This is a genomic window from Lacunimicrobium album (assembly GCF_052161635.1).
Lineage (GTDB): Bacteria > Planctomycetota > Planctomycetia > Planctomycetales > Planctomycetaceae > SXPC01.
This window is the reverse complement of the sequence record NZ_CP197413.1, coordinates 302169-323581: the sequence shown is the minus strand read 5'-3', so window position 1 is coordinate 323581 and position 21413 is coordinate 302169. Positions and strand designations below refer to the sequence as shown.

15 protein-coding genes are annotated in these 21413 nt (G+C 53.0%); 3 read left to right on the top strand and 12 right to left on the bottom strand.

The window, feature by feature from the left end:
* Window positions 1-28: 28 nt before the first annotated feature.
* The 6 genes from SH248x_RS01280 to SH248x_RS01255 all read right to left on the bottom strand — a co-directional run bounded on the left by SH248x_RS01280 (window position 29) and on the right by SH248x_RS01255 (window position 9007).
* Window positions 29-2488 (bottom strand): phosphoketolase family protein, encoded by a 2460-nt coding sequence (locus tag SH248x_RS01280; protein WP_459556701.1) that lies wholly within the window; start codon window positions 2486-2488, stop codon window positions 29-31.
* Between the two features lie 176 nt (window positions 2489-2664).
* Window positions 2665-3276 carry a response regulator transcription factor gene (locus SH248x_RS01275; protein WP_459556700.1) on the bottom strand — a complete coding sequence of 204 codons (612 nt, stop codon included), beginning with the start codon at window positions 3274-3276 and terminating at the stop codon, window positions 2665-2667.
* A complete protein-coding gene (locus SH248x_RS01270; protein ID WP_459556699.1) occupies window positions 3266-4468 on the bottom strand; it encodes a sensor histidine kinase in 1203 nt (400 codons plus the stop codon). Before SH248x_RS01270 ends, SH248x_RS01275 begins: the two co-directional genes overlap by 11 nt.
* A 438-nt stretch (window positions 4469-4906) precedes the next feature.
* On the bottom strand, window positions 4907-5806 hold the full coding sequence (locus SH248x_RS01265; RefSeq protein WP_459556698.1) for a polyphosphate kinase 2 family protein: 900 nt from the start codon (window positions 5804-5806) through the stop codon (window positions 4907-4909).
* On the bottom strand, window positions 5803-8268 hold the full coding sequence (locus SH248x_RS01260) for a glycogen/starch/alpha-glucan phosphorylase (RefSeq protein ID WP_459556697.1): 2466 nt from the start codon (window positions 8266-8268) through the stop codon (window positions 5803-5805). The genes SH248x_RS01265 and SH248x_RS01260 overlap by 4 nt, the downstream gene beginning before the upstream one ends.
* A 160-nt stretch (window positions 8269-8428) precedes the next feature.
* Window positions 8429-9007 (bottom strand): potassium channel family protein, encoded by a 579-nt coding sequence (locus SH248x_RS01255; RefSeq protein ID WP_459556696.1) that lies wholly within the window; start codon window positions 9005-9007, stop codon window positions 8429-8431.
* A 668-nt stretch (window positions 9008-9675) separates the two neighbouring features.
* Here SH248x_RS01255 and SH248x_RS01250 point away from each other — a divergent pair.
* Window positions 9676-9924 (top strand): hypothetical protein, encoded by a 249-nt coding sequence (locus SH248x_RS01250; RefSeq protein WP_459556694.1) that lies wholly within the window; start codon window positions 9676-9678, stop codon window positions 9922-9924.
* Here the strand turns inward: SH248x_RS01250 and SH248x_RS01245 are convergent.
* The 6 genes from SH248x_RS01245 to SH248x_RS01220 all read right to left on the bottom strand — a co-directional run bounded on the left by SH248x_RS01245 (window position 9886) and on the right by SH248x_RS01220 (window position 17938).
* Window positions 9886-10884, bottom strand: coding sequence for a zinc-dependent alcohol dehydrogenase family protein (locus SH248x_RS01245; RefSeq protein ID WP_459556693.1), 999 nt, complete (start codon window positions 10882-10884; stop codon window positions 9886-9888). The two genes, SH248x_RS01250 and SH248x_RS01245, sit on opposite strands and share 39 nt — an antisense overlap.
* 231 nt (window positions 10885-11115) lie before the next feature.
* Window positions 11116-11763: a hydrolase gene (locus SH248x_RS01240; RefSeq protein ID WP_459556692.1), complete on the bottom strand. Its 648-nt coding sequence runs from the start codon at window positions 11761-11763 to the stop codon at window positions 11116-11118.
* Between the two features lie 129 nt (window positions 11764-11892).
* Window positions 11893-12801, bottom strand: coding sequence for a helix-turn-helix domain-containing protein (locus SH248x_RS01235; RefSeq protein ID WP_459556691.1), 909 nt, complete (start codon window positions 12799-12801; stop codon window positions 11893-11895).
* A 241-nt stretch (window positions 12802-13042) separates the two neighbouring features.
* On the bottom strand, window positions 13043-16171 hold the full coding sequence (locus SH248x_RS01230) for an efflux RND transporter permease subunit (protein ID WP_459556690.1): 3129 nt from the start codon (window positions 16169-16171) through the stop codon (window positions 13043-13045).
* Window positions 16171-17280, bottom strand: coding sequence for an efflux RND transporter periplasmic adaptor subunit (locus tag SH248x_RS01225; protein WP_459556689.1), 1110 nt, complete (start codon window positions 17278-17280; stop codon window positions 16171-16173). Before SH248x_RS01225 ends, SH248x_RS01230 begins: the two co-directional genes overlap by 1 nt.
* A 145-nt stretch (window positions 17281-17425) precedes the next feature.
* Window positions 17426-17938 carry a TetR/AcrR family transcriptional regulator gene (locus tag SH248x_RS01220; RefSeq protein WP_459558562.1) on the bottom strand — a complete coding sequence of 171 codons (513 nt, stop codon included), beginning with the start codon at window positions 17936-17938 and terminating at the stop codon, window positions 17426-17428.
* 378 nt (window positions 17939-18316) lie between these two features.
* Between SH248x_RS01220 and SH248x_RS01215 the strand changes: the two genes are divergently transcribed.
* Together SH248x_RS01215 and SH248x_RS01210 are read left to right on the top strand one after the other, a co-directional pair.
* Complete coding sequence (locus SH248x_RS01215) at window positions 18317-19435, top strand: hypothetical protein (protein ID WP_459556688.1); 1119 nt, start codon at window positions 18317-18319, stop codon at window positions 19433-19435.
* Complete coding sequence (locus SH248x_RS01210) at window positions 19432-21393, top strand: hypothetical protein (RefSeq protein WP_459556687.1); 1962 nt, start codon at window positions 19432-19434, stop codon at window positions 21391-21393. The genes SH248x_RS01215 and SH248x_RS01210 overlap by 4 nt, the downstream gene beginning before the upstream one ends.
* The last annotated feature ends 20 nt before the right edge of the window (window positions 21394-21413 follow it).

The following is a 21413-nucleotide window of genomic DNA, read 5'->3' as shown; positions in this document are numbered from 1 at the left end:
CTTTAGAGGTTGTTTGCTACCATGCTCATTAGACATTGTCGCCTTCTGTAGAAGTCTCTGAGACAGCTTTGACCGCTTGAGCCCCCCAGCGCCAACCACTGATGGCAGGCATATCGTCGCCATGCTTTTCGATGTACTCCTTGTGCTCAATGAGCTTCTCATGAATAGCTTGTTTGAAGTAAGCAGCCCGAGCCCCCAACTGCGGAAGCCGATCAATCACATCTTCCACGAGATGGAATCGATCAAGTTCATTGAGTACCACCATGTCGAATGGTGTCGTCGTCGTTCCTTCTTCCTTGTATCCGCGGACATGCAGGTTCTTATGATTCTTTCGTCGATACGTCAGACGATGGATCAACCAGGGATAGCCATGAAACGCGAAGATGACCGGCTTGTCAGTCGTAAAGATCGCGTCGAAGTCCGTATCAGATAGACCATGGGGATGCTCGTTGCAGGGTTGCAATTTCATGAGATTGACAACGTTGACCACTCTCACCTTCACTTCCGGAAGATGGGTTCGAATCAACTCAACAGCGGCCAGCGTCTCCAGGGTGGGCGTATCCCCGCAGCAGGCCATCACAACATCCGGCTCGAAGCCTTTGTCGTTTGATGCCCATTCCCAAATGCCAAGACCGGCCGAGCAGTGTTTGACCGCTTGTTCCATTGTCAGCCATTGAGGGGATGGCTGTTTCCCTGCGACAACCACATTGATGTAGTTTCGGCTTCGCAGGCAATGATCTGTTACCGATAACAACGTATTGGCATCTGGCGGAAGATAGACACGGATGACTTCTGCTTTCTTATTGACGACGTGATCGATGAACCCTGGATCCTGGTGACTGAACCCGTTGTGATCCTGACGCCAGACATGTGAACTCAAGAAATAATTGAATGATGCCACCGGACGACGCCAGGGAATCTCGTTACAGACCTTCAGCCACTTGGCATGCTGATTGAACATGGAATCAATAATATGAATGAACGCTTCATAGCATGAGAAAAATCCATGACGGCCTGTCAGCAGGTATCCTTCCAGCCACCCTTGGCATTGGTGCTCGCTGAGGACTTCCATGACGCGCCCATCCGGACTGAGCTTATCGTCCTCAGGATAAATCTCGGCCATATAACATCGATTGGTGACCTCCAGGACATCCTGCCAGCGGTTGGAGTTATTCTCATCGGGACTGAAAAGTCGAAAATTCTTCGCGTCCATGTTCAGCTTCATAACATCACGCAGGAACCGCCCCATTTCGCGTGCAGCTTCAGTGGTTGTCGCGCCCGGGCTGGGAACTTCGACGGCATAGTCACGAAAGTTCGGCAACTTCAAGTCACGGAGCAGTAACCCGCCATTCGCATGAGGATTATCACTCATGCGGCGGTGGCCTTTCGGAGCGAGTTCCGCCAGATCTGGTAGCAATGCTCCGTGTTCGTCGAAAAGCTCTTCGGGACGATAGCTCCGCATCCACTGCTCAAGGATCGTGATATGGTCTTCCCGGTTCATCTCACCCATGGGAACCTGATGACTGCGCCAGTAGCCTTCACACTTCTTGGCATCAATCTCAGCCGGACATGTCCAACCCTTGGGAGTACGAAAGACGATCATCGGCCATGCGGGACGTTTAAGATTTCCATTGACTCGCGCGTCGTGCCAGATCGAGTGAATTTCCTGAACAACCTCATCCATGACTTCCGCGAGCTGTCCGTGAACATCAAGGGGATCGTGACCATCGACGAAGTAGGGCTTGTATCCCATTCCTTCAAAAAACTTTTGCAGTTCCTCCTGAGGGATGCGAGCCAGAAAGCAGGGATTAGCAATCTTATAGCCATTCAAATGCAAGATCGGCAGCACGGCTCCATCCCGTGCCGGATTCAAAAACTTGTTGCCCTGCCAACCGGTCGCCAGTGGTCCTGTTTCTGCTTCTCCATCGCCAACGACACAGGCGACGATCAGGTCAGGGTTATCAAACGCTGCTCCATAGGCATGACTGAGGGCATATCCGAGTTCTCCCCCTTCGTGAATACTTCCGGGAGTCTCTGGCGCAACGTGACTGGGAATGCCACCTGGAAAGCTGAATTGCTTGAAGAACTTCTGCAGTCCTTCCAGGTCCTGGCTGATCTCAGGATAAACCTCGCTGTAAGTCCCCTCCAGGTACGCATGTGCCACGAGTGATGGCCCCCCGTGTCCAGGACCAATGACGTAAATCACGTTGAGATCGTCACGTTTTATGACCCTGTTCAAATGGACGCACAACATATTCAGACCGGGCGAAGTCCCCCAGTGCCCGAGGAGACGAGGCTTGATGTGTTCGCGCTTGAGTGGCTCCCGGAGAAGTGGATTGTCCAGCAGGTAGATTTGGCCAACAGCGAGATAATTGAGTGCTCGCCAATATCGGTTCAGCAGATGAACTTCATCGTCGGTGAGTGGAGAGTATTGACCTGACTTCCCGGCTGAGCGTGTCGCAGACGTTTTATCCAGAGTTGTCGACATGGTGACTATTTCCTCTGAAGAATGAAGGCAAAGCGTGTTCAGGGCGCATGACGTCCATTGATACTTTTTACTGAAGAGATGAGTATCGTAGATCAGAAGCTCAAAACGAACATTGGACTTTAGTCCAACTCAGATCGGCAAAGATTCACCCACAGGTTCATCCGGTCATTCGGATCTCAAGGCCGGCCGCTATCAGCCATGCGGACCAGTTCCGCCAGGGAGGAAGCCTGCATCTTCTGCATGACCTGACCGCGATGGACCTTCACGGTCTTTTCCTTGATTCCCATTTGAAACGCGATCAGTTTATTGGGCAAACCAGCAGTCACATGGAGCAGTACTTCTCGTTCGCGGGGAGAAAGCTCGGTCAGGCGCGACTGGATTTCCGAAATCCTCGAACGACGCTCGCGATCCTGACGGTCCCGCGTAAGCGCTTCATCGACGAGCGACAAGAGTTGCTTTTCCTCACATGGTTTGGGCAGAAAATCGACCGCACCAGCTTTCATGGCGCGAACAGACATCGGGATATCGCCCTCGGCTGTCATGAAGATGATCGGCAAGAGCATCTGACGATTCACGAGTTCTTCTTGAAGTTCCAGGCCATTGAGCTCCGGCATGTGGACATCCAGGATCAGGCAGCTTGGAGCATCCGACCGTTCGTATTCGAGGAATTCAGTCGCTGAAAGAAACGTGGCGACCAGCTTGCCAGTGGCACGCAGCAATCGGGCCAAAGCTCGGCACAGGCTGAGGTCATCATCGACGATATAGACCCACTGCGTTTCACTGTTCATCGTCAACACTCTCCGATCGCGGCAACTCGATTTCGAATGTTGCGCCAGGTTCGTCCACATCGATCAAACGCAGCTTCCCATGAGAGGACTCAATGATCGTTCGACTGATCGCCAGTCCCACACCAATTCCATGACATTTCGTCGTAAAGAAGGAATCGAAGATTTTCGACCGATGCTCTTTATCGACGCCAGGCCCGGTGTCGCTGACTCGAATGTTCGCAGTACCTTTTGACGACTGGCTCGTGCTGATTCTCAGTCGGCGTTCCGATGTGATGTCTTTCATCGCATCGATTGCATTCACCATCAAATTCAAAATAACCTGCTGTAATTGCACCCGATCGATCATGACCAGCAAGTCATCCATCGAGAGTTCCATGCAAACGTTTACTCGCTCACGTAACATTTGCCCCCGGATAAGTTGGACGACTTCTTGAACCGCCGCATTGACCGATGCCACCTTCGTCTTCAGTTGTTCCATCTGATACATGCTGCGCACACGAGCGACGATATCACTGGCACGCGTGATATCGGACAGAATGTCGTTGAGTAGTAATTTCGTTTCCGCTGCGGGAACATGAGGATCCCGATGCATATGCAGCCCCGCTTGTGCATTAAAGCAAATCGCACTCAACGGTTGATTGATCTCATGCGAAATCGCGGCAACAAGTTCGCCCATCAGGTTGACACGCCCCAGTCGCACAATCTGTTCGCCCTGCATCCGCAGCGACAACTCATTTTGCTTGCGTGACAAAGCATTGGCGAAGATTTGTCCGATTAGCCACAGTCGTTGCATCAGTTCGTCCGGCCATTGGCGATATTCCGTCATTACCGCGAAGGTAATCATCGAGTGAAGCATTCCGCCGACCATTAGCGGGATAACCAGTTCACTTTTTACGTCGTTGTCTCGATAGTATTCACGTTGATGAACAGCATCGATCGGCAATTCATCTGGCAGGCGCAGGAACTGTATGATTTTCCCTTCGCGAATGCGATTGGCTGCGTGCCAGGGAACGATCTTTAGAGCAGACAAATCGAGGCGTTCAGCAATTCTTTCTCTCATGTAACAATGGGTGACCCGCATTTCGGAAGTGATCGAGGAGAACTGCGCGAACCGGCTGTAATCAATCTGAAGAACTTGTCCGAGACGAGATAGCCCAAGCTCAATGGCATCGTCAATCTGGTCGACAGGCAAACTGATAAATCTGGTTGCCAGCTCGAATTGAAGCTGATCCAGCGTAAGCTTCTCGACGACGACTGATCGCCGATTTTTTCTTGATAGCGCGAGACGTTGGTTATGACCAACTGGCCTGAGATGAATTGCGGCAGGGGGGTGAGGCCTTTCACCTGCCAATTCGAATACAGAGCCATTCCTGATCCCCGCACGTCCAATCAGGATCCGTTCAGCATTCATGGGCGTTCTCAATCACGTAATGTGAGATGAGCGACCTTCCGTGTCTGGCTGGGAGATATCTGCCAATCATTTTTAGACATCTGTCATCAGAAGATAACAACCAGGTGGTTGCTAACATTTCATGGATGACTCTGTCAGAGTAGTGCTGCTTATTCAGAATGTCACGTCAAATCTGTTCAATCCATGAACTCTTACTAATGTGAGGCATTGCCTCGGAAATCATTCCTCCCTTAATGATTCTCTCGCTAATTCGATCTGATGTCGCTGCTCATGATTGAGCTGAGGGTATCGCAGTCTGAGACTTAGAATTCCATTTGTCACAATATCCGCAACGATGGCGCGCGTGACCCATTTATGGTCTGCCGGAATTACATACCACGGAGCATACTCCGTACTTGTCGCACAGAGAGCATCTTCGTATGCACTCATGTAGTCATTCCAGAATGCACGTTCTGCCAGGTCAGAAGAAGAGAACTTCCAGTGCTTCTCCGGCCGCTCGAGTCGCTCAAGAAAGCGTTTCCGTTGAGTCCCTTTGGAGACATTCAGAAAAAACTTCAGCACCAACGTTCCATTGCGAACAAGATGCCGCTCAAAGGCATTGATATCTTCGTAACGTTGCTTCCAGAATTTTTTCCCGGGCTCAGAATCATCTCCGCTCTGTCGATGCAGGAGTTTCGGATGAACTTTGACGACGAGGACATCTTCGTAGTAGGAACGATTAAAGATCCCGATTCGGCCTCGTTCCGGCAGCGATTTCATATATCGCCACAGAAAATTATGATCGAGCTCTTCGTTAGATGGTTTTTTGAAGCTGAAAACCTGGCATCCCTGAGGATTGATACCGGACATTACGTGCTTAATCGTTCCATCTTTGCCAGCCGCGTCCATCGCTTGAAATACAATCAACACCGCAAAACGATTATCAGCATAGAGCAGTTCCTGTGCTTCAGAAAGCTGGGTGATGTTCTGGGCCAGGAGTTCCTCGGCGCGTCCCTTGAGGACATCTTTGCCCAGTTCCTTTAATTCGTCCGTTTGAGCCCAGCCGGTATCGAAGTTTTTCAACCGGATTTTGCTTTCAGGTTTTACTCTCAGAATCTCGATCCATTCATCACGAGTCATTGTGACGCCCCTTTTTCATTGACCGGGCATGGATGTACTTCCCAAATGTCACGGGCATATTCCCGAATTACGCGGTCACTGGAGAAATGCCCCGAGGCCGCCATGTTGAGTATCGCTTTCCGGGTCCATTCATTCTCATTTTGATACTCACGCGAGACACGCTCCTGTGCTTCGACATACGAGCCGAAGTCAGCCAGATGCATAAAATAATCACTCGTCAACAGCGTCTCGACAATCGGAATGAACAATCCGGACTCCTGCGGGCTGAAGTGATCGTCGCGAATCAGATCTAGCACGGTCCGAACGCGAAGATCATTCTCATAATGCCAGCGCGGACTGTACCAAACGCGACTCGATGAAACTTCATCCGCAGTGAGTCCGAAAAGAAAGAAGTGATCTTCGCAGGCTTCTTCAGCCATCTCGATCGTCGCTCCGTCACGCGTACCAATTGTCAAGGCCCCGTTCATCATGAACTTCATATTGCCTGTTCCACTGGCTTCGAAGCCGGCAGTAGAGATCTGCTCAGAGAGATCACATGCAGGAATGATTCGCTCTGCCACGCTGACCTTGTAATCTGGCACAAACACCACCTTGAGCCTGCCCTTTGTCGCTGGCTCCTCGTCGATCATTTTACCCACGTTGTTAATCAACTTGATGATGAGTTTTGCCAGCTGATATGCAGGAGCAGCCTTTCCAGCGAAGAGAATCGTTCGAGGCGGAACCGTAAATGAGGAGTCATCTCGCATTCGCTGATAAAGCCAAATGACATGCAGGATGTTTAACAACTGCCGCTTGTACTCATGGATGCGTTTGATCTGAAAATCAAAAATCGAATCGACATCAATGCGATGATCGGTCGTCGATTGTAACCACGCTGCCAGTCGCTCCTTATTAGTTCGTCGACAGGCACGAAACGCCTCCTGAAAAGGGGAATCTTCCGCTAAAAGGGAAAGTTCCTGCAACTGGTCAGCGTCGGTAATCCAACCATCACCCATGACATCGGTGATCAGTTTCGAAAGTTCAGGATTTGCCACCAGCAGCCAGCGTCTTGGTGTAATCCCATTAGTCTTGTTGTTGAACCGGTGAGGGAACATCTCGGCAAAGTCGGAGACGACACGCGTCTTAAGCAGATCTGAATGGATCTTCGCCACGCCGTTTACGCTGTGAGATCCGACAATCGCCAGATGGGCCATACGGACTTGGCGAATCGGCTTCTCTTCGAGCAGACTCATCGTCTCCATCTTTAACACATCATTCTGATGCTTCTCACTGACGTCACTCAGAAATCGATGGTTAATCTCGTAAATGATTTCCAGCAGTCGAGGACAAACGGCTTCAAACAATCGAACCGGCCATTTTTCAAGTGCCTCGGGTAGCAACGTATGGTTCGTGTATGCCAGTGTCGAAGTCGTGAGTTCCCACGATTGCTCCCAGCCCAGTTTTGCTACATCCAACAGGATTCGCATCAATTCCGCAACCGCCATCGCTGGATGCGTGTCATTCATCTGGATCGCGACACGAGTCGGAAGCATTGACCAGTCGAGGTTTTCACGACGGTATTTTCGAATGATGTCCGCCAGAGAACAGGTGACTAGAAAATGCTCCTGCAGGAACCTCAATGCCTGGCCAGCGGTTGTCGAGTCATCAGGATACAGCACGCGAGTAATCGTCTCGGCGACTGTTCGATCCAGCATTGCTCCCACAAAATCGCCCGTGCCGAATTCTTGAAAGTCGAAATAATCTGGCGATGCTGCTGACCACAGACGTAGTGTATTGATCGACTTCCCACCATAACCAACAACGGGACGGTCATAGGGCACACCGATCAGTTGCGTTTGCTGTTCATGACGTACTTTCAGCATCCCATTTTCGAGACCGAACGAACATCTCCACGATGCCTGAACACTCTCCCTGCACCGTTTGATTTCCCAGGGATCGTCATACTGCAGCCAGTGATCGGGTTGCTCTCGCTGAAAGCCATTGTCGAGACTTTGACGGAAGATTCCATATTCATATCGCAATCCGTATCCCATCCCCGGCATCTGCAGTGTCGCCAACGACTCGATAAAACAGGCAGCCAGCCTTCCAAGTCCACCATTTCCCAGTCCGGCGTCCGGTTCAGAATCAACAAGATCCTCCCAATCACCAAGTAGATCAGAACTCAATGAGTCACGAATTGTTTCGTCTAATCCCAGATTGACGATGTTATTGACAAGCATGCGCCCTATCAGAAATTCCATCGACAGGTAGTAGATCTGTTTAGGATTCTGATTTCGGTAAGTCGCTTCCGTTTCCAGCCAGCGAGGAGTGATCACATCGCGAATTGCTCTCGCCAGAGCTTCAAATCGCTCCCTTGTGCTGGCATCTTCAGGGTGAGTCAAATGGTCAAGAATCAGATGTGACTTGATAGCTTGTCGCTCAACGACAAAATTATCTCGAAGGAGTTTCTGATGCGTAGGCATGACCAATGCTCCTGAGCACGACGAGGATCTACTCTCGCATCACGCTACTCCTCCTATGTCGGCGCGCCATTGGACTTTAGTCGTAGTTTGCCATGATGCGCAAGTTGCCTGATGATCCTCGACTGGAACAATTCAGACTTTGATCGACAGATCAGTCGGATCACGGATCTGACTGTCTGTTCGTTGCCTTGCTCGCGACTGCCGAAACAACGAAAAGCGTAAACAGAAAACTCACGAAGATTTGAATCATGACAATACATTTGCTGGCAGAAGCCTTCGGAGCAATATCTCCGTAGCCAATCGTTGCAGAGGTCACCATGCTGAAGTAAATGAGATCGAGAAAGGTCAACTCGTCCTGGCTAAAAGCATTGTCGACATACTTATGCAGATAGGCGTAGAGCACTGCAAAGCCATAGATTAAAAGCAGCCACACCAGAATGCAGATGGTTACAAGCTCGGAAATTGTCACACGCCCCGTGACACGCCGCGAATGGCCTCGCCAGCGGTGATATCGTTCGACAACCCCGATAGGAACGCCGTAGACTTCATTGGTGATCCGAGAAAGCCCCGATCCGATTAAGATCCAGATCTGAACGTACACGAACAGACTGAGGATGATCACCCACGCCTGACGGTGATCATCTGAAAACGCAATCATTGGCGGCAGAATGAAAAGATAGAACACGCCTGCGGGGACGAGCAGAACCGACAGTCCTCCCATGACAACGACGGCTAACATTCGTATGAACTTCCAGACCCGTTCCACTTATGCTGCCTTCTTAAATAATGAAACACTCCCGACAGCAGTGCGATCAGGCACTCCTGAAGCGTCACCCACACAAAATGGTACTTGATGTCATAGCGACTGTCGGAGCTCGCCGATACTTTTCCATGCCTCCAATTTAACACTCGAACGCAAGAACCTGAAGGTTTCGCCTGAAGGCGAGGGCATTAGCCCCATCGCAAGGACAAGCAACTCGCACGTCGCTGTGCACTGGGGAAAGAGCATTTCATCATCTTGGTCGAAGTTTGTGGCTTTGATAACTGGCTCATTCGCATGCCACAACGACCGAGAGAACAACCAGCGGCTGGGCCGGATCACAATGGCGGCAGCAACACCGTTCGCTGGCTCTTGGCTCAAGTCACCCGGCGTTGCAAAAATCGCGCGAGCAACTCTCCGTCGTCATGATTTCCAGACATTGCGGAATTTAATTCGAGGTGCCATTCCTGGAATACACCGCAGCGTCCAGCATTCCAGTCGCTGGGAAGGCAAGCGCGGATTCGGAAAAACAGCACGCTACTGGCATCCGTCGATCGTCGAGAATGGGAAGCATCTGGTGACGAGTGCCGAGGACTACGGGCCAGATCTGTTCAGTGACTTCCTGGTAGACTTTATGCAGCGAAATCGTGACCGGCCGTTTCTGGCATACTACCTCCATGAATCTAACTCACGATCCTTACGATCCGATTCCTGATTTGGATCATCCGGGACAAAAAGAGTTAGGAGGGCTTAAAAACAATGTCGAGTATCTCGACCACATCGTTGGGAAAATGACCAAAGCCGTCGATGACCTCGAACTCGCAGAGAAAAATGTGCTGAAGTCAAACGCTTTAAGATCAACAACTTGGTTTTGTGTCATCCGCCGTCAAAACTGAGGGATCGACGGCAATCGCGATCTTCCCTTGAAGTCCGTTATGGGGACTCTCCAACCGGGCATGGGCGAGGGGAATGTCGGCGAGCGAGTAGACGGCGCCGACGTGTGGTCGTATCTGACCTCGCTCGACCAACGTGCTTAACTCATCAAGCTTGCCGCGGTTTTGTCTTGTGAAAACAAAGTGATAACTCGCGTTCCTGCCCCAGGCCTGAATGAGGTTTTGCGGCTGTGCCGTATCCACGATCGAGACGACGCGGCCCAGTTGCGCGAGCGCGTCGGGACTGCGTGATAAAGTGTCGCCGCCGATGGTGTCGAACACGACATCGACTCCTCGTCCACCCGTTTCCCGCATGATGACATCGATATAATCTTCCTGTTTGTAGTCGATGATCACATCGGCTCCCATCCTTCTCGCGAACTCAGAGTTTGCTTCGCGTACGGTCGTAAACACCTTCGCTCCGATGGCTTTGGCGAGCTGGATCGCGACATGACCGACTCCTCCTGCTCCGCCGTGGATCAGAATACTTTCCCCCACTCTGAGCGCGGCGCGGACGGTCAACGCTTCCCACACTGTCCCGCCAACCAGTGTCAGACTGGCCGCCTCAAGATGGCTCAATGAAGCGGGCTTCTTTCCGATAATGTTTTCGGCAGCGACGTGATACTCGGCGTAGCTTCCAGGCCCGTCAAAGATCTGAGGTGTGTACCAGACTTCGTCGCCCGGCGAGAAGCTCGTCACGCCCGGCCCGACTTCTTCGACAATGCCAGAGACATCGTGTCCGGTAATCGCCGGCAGCGGCACGAGGTCGGGGTAGTCACCACGTCGGATCTGGTAATCCAATGGATTGATTGAGGTGGCATGGACCCGAACCAGAACTTGTCCCGCGAGCGGCTGGGGCTTGGGAACGTCACTAAGCTCGAACGAATCCGGCCCGCCAAAGGATTTCAGGACCATTGCTTTCATAGCAACCCTCCGCACTATTTAACAACCGACGTCGCGGACAGTGTGGCACGGTAAATTGAGCACCTGAGCACCACCCATTTCTAAAAGAAAAGGCACACGCGATTGAATGCACATGCCTTTTATCGAAGCTCATGGGAGTTGACATTAAGACGACTTCAACATCGTCGCATATTTCACCAGGAGTGACGCCGTATTTAGTCTTCGCGGTCAAGCATTGGACAAGGCCAAAACTTACTTGCCAGCGGTGGCAAGAAGTTGAAGTTCCCACGCAAATGCGATTCCGCTTCCACCGCCATGCTCGGCGAGTGTCGATGTCATCGCAATTGCCGTTTCCTCTCGTGCCCAGTCCCGTTGCCATTCGGACATCACAGCAAGCCATGTGATCGGTACTGCACCAGCTTGCACCATACGTCGTACCGCCATGTCATGCGCCTCAGCCGAAACGCCGCCAGATGCGTCCGTAACGATGAAGACATCGTATCCCTCGCCCAGCGCCTGGATAGTCGGCATTGCCAGGCACACTTCGGTCCAGAGCGCAGCGAGAATTAGCTGTTTGCGACCGCTTTTCTTCACGATGTTGGTCACGTTGGGGTCTTCCCACGTATTGATGAATGTACGATTGATCGGCTTTTGTTCCGGGAAGACGTCTTGCAAGCCTTTAATGAGATAGCCACCTCGCTCTTCCAGCACTGTGGTGAGGATGGTAGGGACATTGAAGATCTTCGCTGCCTTGGCCAGACCGATGACATTGTTGGCAATCATCGTTGGTTCGTGGCTGTGCAGGTTTGCAAACTGGAAGGGCTGATGGTCGATGAGCACGAGGATGCTGTCTTCAGGACGAAGCAATGCATCGAGTCCGGTTTTTGCAGTCTTGGCCATGATTGTCTCCTGAAGTGAAGAGTACTCTGTTCTGCACCGCGACACCGCGATGTCTGGAAAACAGAATAGATGGCCGGAGCAGGAAGTTATCGGCGGTTCTTGCTGACGTTTTGTCGGTTCTTGCTCGCTTCAGGAGTATCGCCTGGGAGTCAAGCCGACGAGCCGTTTGAAATGCCGGTTGAGTTGGCTTTGATCGCTGAAGCCGACATCGATGGCGATCTGGGCCAGCGAGAATCGCCCTGCCGCGATGAGTCGCTTGGCGCGCTCGATCCGCTGGTGGATGACGAACTGATGTGGCGGCAGGCCGGTCGTCTGTTTGAACAAGCGTGCGAAGTGAAATTCGCTCAGGTGGGCGACCGCAGCGAGATCGGCCAAGGCAATGTTCTGGTCGAGGTGGGCGTGAATGTACTCTTCGACCTCCCGCAAGACATGCCGCGACAGTCGACCGCCCGACTCGCGGATGACTCCGTGTAACCCCTGCCTGTTGGAGATCTGTCGAATCAGTTGGACAACCAGCACATTCGACAGCGACTCGGCACACAGTCTCCCGCCCGGACCGCCAGTGAGCAGTTCCTGGCGAAGCGCTGCGAGCACGCCGATCACCTCGGGGCTCGATTGGTCATAATAGCGAACAGGAAAATGAACACGATCCGGGTCGAGATCGAATGCCTCTTCAGCCACTTTCGCGATCAGCGTCGGGGACAACTGGTAGTGGGTCGATTCAATCGTGTTGCGCCACCGCCATTGGCTCTCAATGCCGGGCGGCAGGAGATTCACCGCGTGCGGCAATCCGTTCCCGTTATGTCGGGCATCATCGCAACGGTGATCGGTACGCTCAGGAAAGGCTTCGCCTGTGAGCATGAGCCACAGACATTCGAGGGGAGGGTGGACGATATCGCTCGCGGGCTGCTGTGAGTTGTATTCGACGCGAAGCCCATGCCAGCCGAGCGTCGCGCTCGTGTGCCGGAACGCATACGGAATGTGTCCCAATCGATCATCGGGAGTCAACGGCTTGGGTGGATGAACTGTTCGCGTCATCGTGAACCACTCCTAGCGAATATCGCGTTTCGCCTCGGGCGATCATTCGTCGCCAGCCGCATCAGGAACGTCCCATGCGAACCAGCTTCGGCAGCGAAAAACTTCGGCAACCCCTTAAGCGGCATATACGACGCCGGGCATTGCAGAGTTCTATTCTGAGCGAACTTCAAAGCAATCGCAATGGGGACTGAAGAACACAGTCGCCCAGACAGGCGTGCAGCAATCTCGACAGTTGAGAAGACTAGGTGTGAATCAGCTCCGTCGACTTACTCACGAGATCTTGTTCTCTGACTTCAGCCTCGGTGTTAATCATGACAGAAGTGACAGGAGGCTTTACGCCGAACAGGATCACATAGATGGCAGGCAGATTAAGCAGAGTCAAGAACGTCGCGACCGACAGGCCACCCATAATCGCGACAGCCATCGGGCCCCAGAAGACACTGTGGGTCAGGGGAATCATCGCAAGGACCGCAGTCGCGGCGGTCAGGATAACGGGGCGACTCCGTCGGACAGCAGATTCAATCACTGCGTCCCATCGACTCAAACCGCTCTCGACATCGCGATCGATCTGGTCGATCAGAATCAGTGAGTTTCGCATATCCATCCCCGCTAGTGAGATGACGCCCAGCAATGCGACGAAGCCAAACGGTGCGCCCCAGATCAGCAGCGTCATCGTTGCACCAATGAACCCAAGCGGCGCGATGGAGAAGACCAGAAACGACTTCTTGAAGCTCTGTGTTTGTATCATAAGCAGAGTCCACATCACGAGAATCATGACCGGGAAAATCGCAAAGAGAGCTGTGTTTGCCTTCTCGCTTTCTTCCACGGCACCACCCGTGTCGATTCGATATCCAGGGGGCAGATTCTTCTTGATCGGTTCGAGTAACGGCATTAAGGCCATGGTGACATCGACAGGCTGAAGCCCGTTTTGAATATCAGCCTGCACGGTCAGCAGTGTTTCACGACTTCGTCTCCAGAGAACCGGCTCTTCGAGTTCGTATTTGACATTGGCGACTTGGGCCAGAGGAACCGCGCGACCCGTTGACGTTGGTAAAGTCAGGTCCGGTAAAGTGCCCAGCGTCAGGCGTTCAGAAGGTTCCGCGCGTGCAATGACGTCGATCAACTCTGTCCCTTCGCGGTATTGGGAAACGGCGACTCCAGAAAGCAGTGTTTGCAAAGTGTTGGACACTTCCTGCGGCGTTAAGCCGAGGGCGCGGGTACGATCCTGATCGAGATCCAGACGAACGACTTTAGAAGGTTCGTCCCAGTCGAGTTGCGTGTCGCGTGTCGAAGGACTTTGCCTGATGGCATCTCGCACTTTGTACGCGATCTCGCGCACCTTGTCTGGCTGGGGTCCAACAACTCGAAACTGCACAGGAAAGGCAACCGGAGGGCCGAACTCCAGTCGTGTCACGCGACCACGAACGTTCGGGAGTTCTTTATCCTCAGAAAAAATCCTGGTGAGACGTTCGATGACATGTTCCCGAGCTTCGGAGCTTTTGGTCTGAACGATGAATTGAGCGTAATTGGGACTGGAGAGTTGCTGGTTCAAGGAGAGAAAGAATCGAGGCGAACCTGCTCCTGTGTAGGCGGTGAAGTGCTCGATATCGTGATCATCCTTGAGGATGACTTCCAACTTCTTGACCTCAGCTTCCGTCGCCTGGAACGACGATCCGGCTGGCAGTCTCAGGTCAACAAGGACCTCTGGTCGGGAGGCCATGGGAAAGAACTGCTTGGGAACCAGAGTGAACAGTCCTAGAGATCCAATAAATGACAACGACGTAATCACAATGACCAGCCAGGGTCGCCGGACGGCTGATGTGATGATGGATCGCAGTGTTCGGTGAAATCTGCCCTGATAGGCTTCATGATGCTGATGCGCCGAGTAGTTTGGGAGAAGCTTCACGCCGAGGTAGGGAGTGAAGATCACAGCGATAATCCACGAGACGATCAATGCCAGGCCAACGACCCAGAAGATACTTCCTGCGTACTCTCCGGCCGTCGATCGCGCAAAGCCGACGGGGAGGAAACCGGCGGCGGTCAGCAGTGTCCCGGTCAGCATCGGGCCTGCGGTACTCGTCCAGGCGAAGGTCGCAGCCTTCACGCGGTCCCAGCCTTCTTCCATTTTCACGACCATCATCTCGATGGCAATGATCGCATCGTCGACCAGAAGTCCAAGGGCGATGATCAGAGCACCCAGTGAAACCCGGTCAAAATTCATGCCGATCGTGTTCATGATGACGAAGACAACTGCCATCACGAGAGGCACGCTCAGCGCGACGACGATTCCTGAACGGAACCCGAGGCTCAAAAAGCTAACCCCCAGCACAATAACCAGTGCTTCAGCAAAGACCCGAAGAAACTCACTGACGGACTCATCAACAACCCGTGGCTGGTCGTTGACGGTATGGATCTCTGTGCCCACAGGCAATTCAGCGCGAATCACAGCCATCTCAGCTTCGAGTCGTTCGCCAAAGCTGAGTACGTTTTCTCCATCGCTCATATTGATGGCGAGGCCGACAGCGGGCTCGCCGCTGTGACGCATCGTGTACGTGGCGGGATCTTCGTAACCTCGTTTGACATCAGCCAGATCACCCAGGCGGAAAACTTTTCCATCGGCAGCGACCGGCACTTCACGGACACGTTCAGCCGCGTCGAAAGGACCACTGACGCGCAGGTAAACACGATCAGTGGCCGTATCGACGCTTCCTGCTGGAGTCATGGCGTTCTGCTGAGCAAGGCTGTCGAAGATCGCTTGAGGTGACACTCCCAGTGTGGCCAGTTTCTTGTGTGAGAATTCAACGAACACTTTCTCAGGGCGATCACCAACAAGCACGACCTTTTCGACGCCCGAAAGCTTAAGCAGGCGAATCTTCGCGGCTTCGGCAACTTTCTTCAAATCAGCGGGCGTGAACCCCTCTCCCGTAATGGCGTAGACGGCAGAATAGATATCTCCGAACTCATCATCGAAGAACGGGCCCTGAACTCCCTGGGGTAATGTGTGTCGAATATCACCGACTTTCTTACGGGCCTGATACCAGAGGTCCTGGACCTGATGGGCGGGGACCGTATCTTTCAACTGAAGTTGGACGACAGCCAGACCGGGGCGAGAGAAGGTCTTTGTATAATCAAAATGTGCCAGTTCCTGCAGCTTCTTTTCGATCGGCTCAGCGACTTGTTTCTCAACTTCAGCGGCATCCGCTCCGGGCCATGCTGCTGTCACGACCATGACTTTGAACGTGAACGAGGGGTCTTCTGCACGCCCCATGTCGAGATACGCATGCACCCCAGCAGCACCGATAGCCAGAATCAGATAGAGAACGAACGCAGGATGTTTCACGGCCCATTCGGAAAGGTTGGGAATACTCATCACTTGCCCTCCCAGGGACGCACACGTATGCCAGCATCAATCTTCTGGACGCCTGCAGCAACGATCTCATCTCCTGACTCGACGCCCTCGGAGATGATCGCCATCTCTTCGTGATACGCAGTGACGACGACTGGAGCAGCGATCAGTTGATCGCCTTCAATCTTCCAGACCGCTGTCTGGTTCCCTTGACGCATGACAGCGGTGAGCGGGATTGCCATTTCTGAAAGCGACGCGTCGGGGCTTAAGTGAATCGTCACCGTGCGACCGAGCATGACACTCGGGCCAGGCTCATGAATACTGAAGCGGGCTTGATAGGTACGAGTTGTCGCATCGACAGAGGGCGAGAGTTCGCGCAGGGTGGCGTGATACCCGGGGCCTTCTTCCCCCCAGACGGTCACGTTGGCTCGCTCGCTGGCATCATCGGCACGATTCTCCGGAAGGTTGATGACGGCTTCCAGTTCACCCATGCGGGCAACCCGTGTGATCGGATTTCCTTCTGCGACCACTTGACCAACTTCAGCAGAGAGAGCCGTCACGACCCCGTCAGCGTCTGCTTTCAAGGTGCAATAAGCAAGACGATTGCGCGCCTGAGCAAGGGATCGTTCGGCGCGATCGACATGGGCGGTGGCGGCTGTCAGGTTCGCAATCGCACGTTCGACCTGCGCGTCGCTGGTGGCTGACTGTTCGGCAAGGCGACGAAAGCGGGCTTCCTCTTTGATTGCATTCTTTTCCTCTGCCTTTGAAGCAACAAGTTCTGCTTCGGCGATCTGGACTGCCAACTCATAGTCCGTCGGATCTAACTGCGCGATCACTTGCCCAGCCATTACTCGATCGCCGATTTCAACCGATCGAGTAATGATCTTTCCGGCAACGCGAAAGCCGAGGTCTGTTTCGTAGCGTGGTTTCACGACGCCCGTGTAAGTGCGCTCGGAGGGGGTCGCTGCGGAAACCCTGTGAACGCGAACCGGGCGTGGTTCATTGTTTTGAACGGCAGCCGGTTGACTGGTTTTTGCGTGAACCCTGCTCGATCCGTAATTCGAGACCGCGAGGAATGTTCCGGCGGCTGCGACTGCACCAACTGATCCAGTGATGATCCAGAATCGTTTCATTTCATTTCTCGCAAGACGTAGGCAGTCGTGAACAAAAACCAACACCTAACAGCGTTAGGTTTTATGTCAAAAAAATGCTGATTCTGCTAACCGTGATCTCAATTGCCTGGCAGAGTGGCTCTGCGATGATCGCTTTGGATGATGGTCATCGAACGAGTCCTCTCAATAACGCTTCGAACAGTTTTTCGGAAACAGACCGAAGATCCCTCCATGGGACCCAGGGATCATTTCCTTTCGTAATATGCAGGGAAACGAGGCCGTGAGCGCTGCTCCAGATGATCTGTGCTAGCTCGTCTGCATCAAGAAACTCAGTTCGAAATCTCCCTATCGCCAGACCCTCGATGACAACCTGCTTCAGAAAAGCATAGGCATCTTCAGCGGGATCACAACGGACAATTTTTGTATCCGGTGGCAAGGAGGCCGGTGTCATGAACAGAATCTGGTAATGGCTGGGAAATTCGATCGCAAAATCGACGTACGCCATTCCCATCTGTTGGATTCGATCAATGGGGTCACCCACATTTCCGATCCGTCCGAGACTGGCTCGCAGAGACCGGAAATCCGTTTCGATCACTTCTTCAAGAACCGACTGCTTGTCTGGAAAGTGGTGATAAATGCCCGTCGCTGTGTACCCGATTTTGTTGGCGAGCTTTCGCATGGAAAACCCTTCCACACCATCAGCGACCAGCAATTCACGCGCAGCATCCAAGATTTTTTGTTTGACGGATCGGCTGTGTTCTTCCCGATCGACGGCAACCATTAAAAAAACTCCTGTAATCGCTTAACAGTGTTAGGTACGCAGGCAACAAGGCTGAGAGGACACTGCGGCCAATTATACCTAACAGTGTTAGGTTGTCAAGAAAAGAATGTTCCATTGCTTGCCAGTCTGGTCTGTGGGATAAATTTGCTCACATTTCAAGGGCGAATTTCTTCCTTGGATCGTCCGATCGGAACGGAGCCGTTTCCAACTTTTGCTTTTCAGTCAATTTGAAGACTGTCTGTAAGCGTATCGATGTCAAATTTGAGTGAGTAAAAAATGGCCAAAAGCAATGCTCCTCTTGCACCATTGTCGATGGAAGACCGCAGTGACTTACTCCGAGTGGTCCACGAAGCAGAGGAACCGCTGGAAGCAACAAAAGTTGTTAAATTGGCGAAAACATCTCGTCGTCCCACTGCGGAAGTTGAAGCCGTCCTGCAAGAATTTGTTCGAGATGGCATGTTGACTGCCTGGCCAGCGAAATCGGCGAAAGGAAAACCTCGCTATTGGGACCGGAATGTGACGTCGGTCGGATCAGCAAGTATTCAGGAACTTGTTCAGAAATCGCCGGAGCCAGTGTCTGTCAAAGAGGTGAAAAAATTGTGGAAGTCGCCCTTCAAATTGAGTGACTCCGAAATCGCCTCCATTTTGAACGACCTGTCCAGAAGCGGAGCCATTTACGAGATTCCCGCCAAAACGGCTACCAGCGGCGTGCGTTACTGGAAGCACAACGTTGAGGAGTTCGGTCGTCACAGTCTATTAACGCAGATCAAAACCCAGCCGCCACAAACGAAAGCAAAGCTCAAAGCTGCTGTGAAGTGGTTGGATCAGAAACGATTCGATGACCTGATCGAACAACTGACGAGACAGAAAGAAATCTTCCTTCATCCTGCTCTGGGAAAATCAAAGTCGGCGCAAGCGTTGTGGGGGCATACTCCTCCCTCCCCGGAACCATATTTGAAAAACATTCGAGAACAACTGACGACGGTCGTGAAGCAGCTGCAGTCGGCCTTTGTTCCTCAGACGGATCTGCGTCGAGCGGCAGTGCAGATGCTGGAAGCGGCTGGGATTTCGTTGGGTGCAGGCTCTTCTGCAGCGACCGAGGTTGCCTCCGTTCGTGTCGCGGAGACCATCGACTTCGTGAATTTGATCCATTCGGTGGAACCCGGCGCAGATCGTGGTGCGTTGGTCCCCGCGCGAGTCCTGCGAGCAGCAGCGAAGATGCCCAAAGCGGCATTTGATTCGCTCGCATTGCAGTTTGCCCGAGAAGGTAAGATCGTGCTGCATGAGCATGATTTCGCCGCCAGCTTGAGTCCGGAAGCCCGGGATGAACTCGTGTCTGATGGGCAGGGGAACTTTTACGTGGGAATGGCGCTCCGAGCCAAAAAGGAGGGATGATGAATCCGTTTCGCGAAGCCATCATGGCTGACCCGTGGGAGACGCCGCGCAGCGATGTGCCGACGATCCATCAGACGGTATTCGAGCAGTGCCTGCAGGGGTTGGAATATGTTCGCAGGAACAAACGCTCGACGGCGCTCTTGATTCACGGCGCAGCGGGGAGTGGCAAGACACACCTTTTCAGCCGACTGCGCTCACGTCTGGCCCCTACGATGCCGACAGCCACTGATCGCTCGGAGGCGCTCTTCGTCTGGGTGCGTCTACAAACAAGTCCCCGCATGATCTGGCGAATGGTGAGGCGAACTCTGGTCAACGACTGGTTCCGCCCGTTGAAAGACGCACGCAGCCAGTTCGACCGAATCCTGTTTCACAGGCTGGCCCAAATCCGGGTGGCAGAAGGGGACCTCGAACCCTGGTACGAGTACATGCTGCAGGAGCATCCAGATGGACTCAGGGAACTGATCGACCAGATTGCGTCAAGCCTCGCGCTGGATCGAAATACCCATGTCGCGCTTGAACATCTGACTTTCTGCCGTCATCGTCGCGACCTGCAAGCATGGCTCTGCGGTGATTCGTTGCCAGAAGCCGCCTTGGCACGCCTCGACCTGGAACAGGCCGACGAAGGAGATGAAGAGCGCGAAGACCAGGCACGTCGGACCGTGTTAATGTTATGCCAGCTCGCCGGCAGCGAGTTACCGATTGTCATCGGCTTCGACCAGGTTGAAGCATTGGAAACCGGTTCAGAAGATCGAGCGGCATTATTTGCTTTCGGTCAGCTTGTCAGCACATTGCACGACTCGACAAGCAATGTGTTAATCATCTCTGCTGTCCAGTCCGCATTCGCCACACGATTGCTCGACGATTCACGGATCGCTGATCGTGATCGCATGGCATCTTTCGGGAACTTGAGCCTTTCGCCACTGGAGCAGAACGAGGCGGGGGAACTGATTCGGCAACGATTACTGGCCAGCGATGAGCCTCTTCCCCCGGAATCGCAGACGGAACTGCTCTGGCCCCTTTCTCAGGCCGATCTGGCCCAACTGTTTTCCAGCGGTTCTGTGACGCCACGAAAACTTTTGACCCGATGTGCCGACCGGTTTGATGCTCTCCTGCAGTCGACCGTTTCTGATCAGACTATCGAACGGCCACCTGCGAAAACAATCGACGATTTCCTGGAAGAAACGTGGGAGATGGTCGTTGAGGAGAAGTTGAAGACCAGTCAACCAGAACAGACCGAAGAGATCCTGCGACACTCATTGCCCATGGCGGCGCAGCTCATTGAACCGGACCTGAAAGTCGCTCACGATGATCAGTTGCCGGATGTCTCCCTGATTCTGGAAGGCCCCTCCGGACGAACGGGTGTCAGCGTCTGCACACAGTCGAATATGACCAGCCTGACGGCTCGACTGAAGCGACTAAAAAGCCAGTCGGGGCTTGGTCGTCTTAAGCGTCTGGTCGTCATTCGTGATGGACGGGTTCCCGTCTCCCCCACCGCGAAAAAAGCGAAGGAGTATCTGCAGGACCTTCAAAAGGGAGGAGCATCGATAGTCCATCCGACTCCGGAAGTGCTCGCTACCCTCGATGCGCTGCGGGCGCTTCTTTCCGATGCGCGATCGGGTGACCTGGCGTTCCATGGTGACGCCGTTGCTCCGAAAACCTTGGAAGAATGGTTCGCAAAGCAATTCTCGAACAACCTCAAAGAATTTGTGAGGGAGATCATCGACACCGGCAGCCCTGCGAAGGAAAGCAGCGAGGACAGTGTTTTGATTGAAGCCATCAATTCATCGCTCACCAGACAACCCATGATGAATCTGGCAGACGCAGCTGGGGAATTGGGGGTCCCAATGGAGAAGCTTGTCGACATTGCCCGACGATATCCCCATTTCTTCGGCATTCTGGGCAATCCCGAATCGATTCTGTTCCGCGCCGTTCAAAAGGCTGATCACGAGAATACATGAATCTTAATGAGGATGATTGC

Bases quoted from the DNA above. Each gene is read 5' to 3' on its own strand.
- SH248x_RS01230 (WP_459556690.1), bottom strand. From the start codon at position 16,171: ATGAGTATTCCCAACCTTTCCGAATGGGCCGTGAAACATCCTGCGTTC.
- SH248x_RS01235 (WP_459556691.1), bottom strand. From the start codon at position 12,801: ATGACGCGAACAGTTCATCCACCCAAGCCGTTGACTCCCGATGATCGA.
- SH248x_RS01240 (WP_459556692.1), bottom strand. From the start codon at position 11,763: ATGGCCAAGACTGCAAAAACCGGACTCGATGCATTGCTTCGTCCTGAA.
- SH248x_RS01220 (WP_459558562.1), bottom strand. From the start codon at position 17,938: ATGCGAAAGCTCGCCAACAAAATCGGGTACACAGCGACGGGCATTTAT.
- SH248x_RS01210 (WP_459556687.1), top strand. From the start codon at position 19,432: ATGATGAATCCGTTTCGCGAAGCCATCATGGCTGACCCGTGGGAGACG.
- SH248x_RS01225 (WP_459556689.1), bottom strand. From the start codon at position 17,280: ATGAAACGATTCTGGATCATCACTGGATCAGTTGGTGCAGTCGCAGCC.
- SH248x_RS01215 (WP_459556688.1), top strand. From the start codon at position 18,317: ATGGCCAAAAGCAATGCTCCTCTTGCACCATTGTCGATGGAAGACCGC.
- SH248x_RS01245 (WP_459556693.1), bottom strand. From the start codon at position 10,884: ATGAAAGCAATGGTCCTGAAATCCTTTGGCGGGCCGGATTCGTTCGAG.
- SH248x_RS01265 (WP_459556698.1), bottom strand. From the start codon at position 5,806: ATGACTCGTGATGAATGGATCGAGATTCTGAGAGTAAAACCTGAAAGC.
- SH248x_RS01260 (WP_459556697.1), bottom strand. From the start codon at position 8,268: ATGCCTACGCATCAGAAACTCCTTCGAGATAATTTTGTCGTTGAGCGA.
- SH248x_RS01275 (WP_459556700.1), bottom strand. From the start codon at position 3,276: ATGAACAGTGAAACGCAGTGGGTCTATATCGTCGATGATGACCTCAGC.
- SH248x_RS01255 (WP_459556696.1), bottom strand. From the start codon at position 9,007: ATGTTAGCCGTCGTTGTCATGGGAGGACTGTCGGTTCTGCTCGTCCCC.
- SH248x_RS01280 (WP_459556701.1), bottom strand. From the start codon at position 2,488: ATGTCGACAACTCTGGATAAAACGTCTGCGACACGCTCAGCCGGGAAG.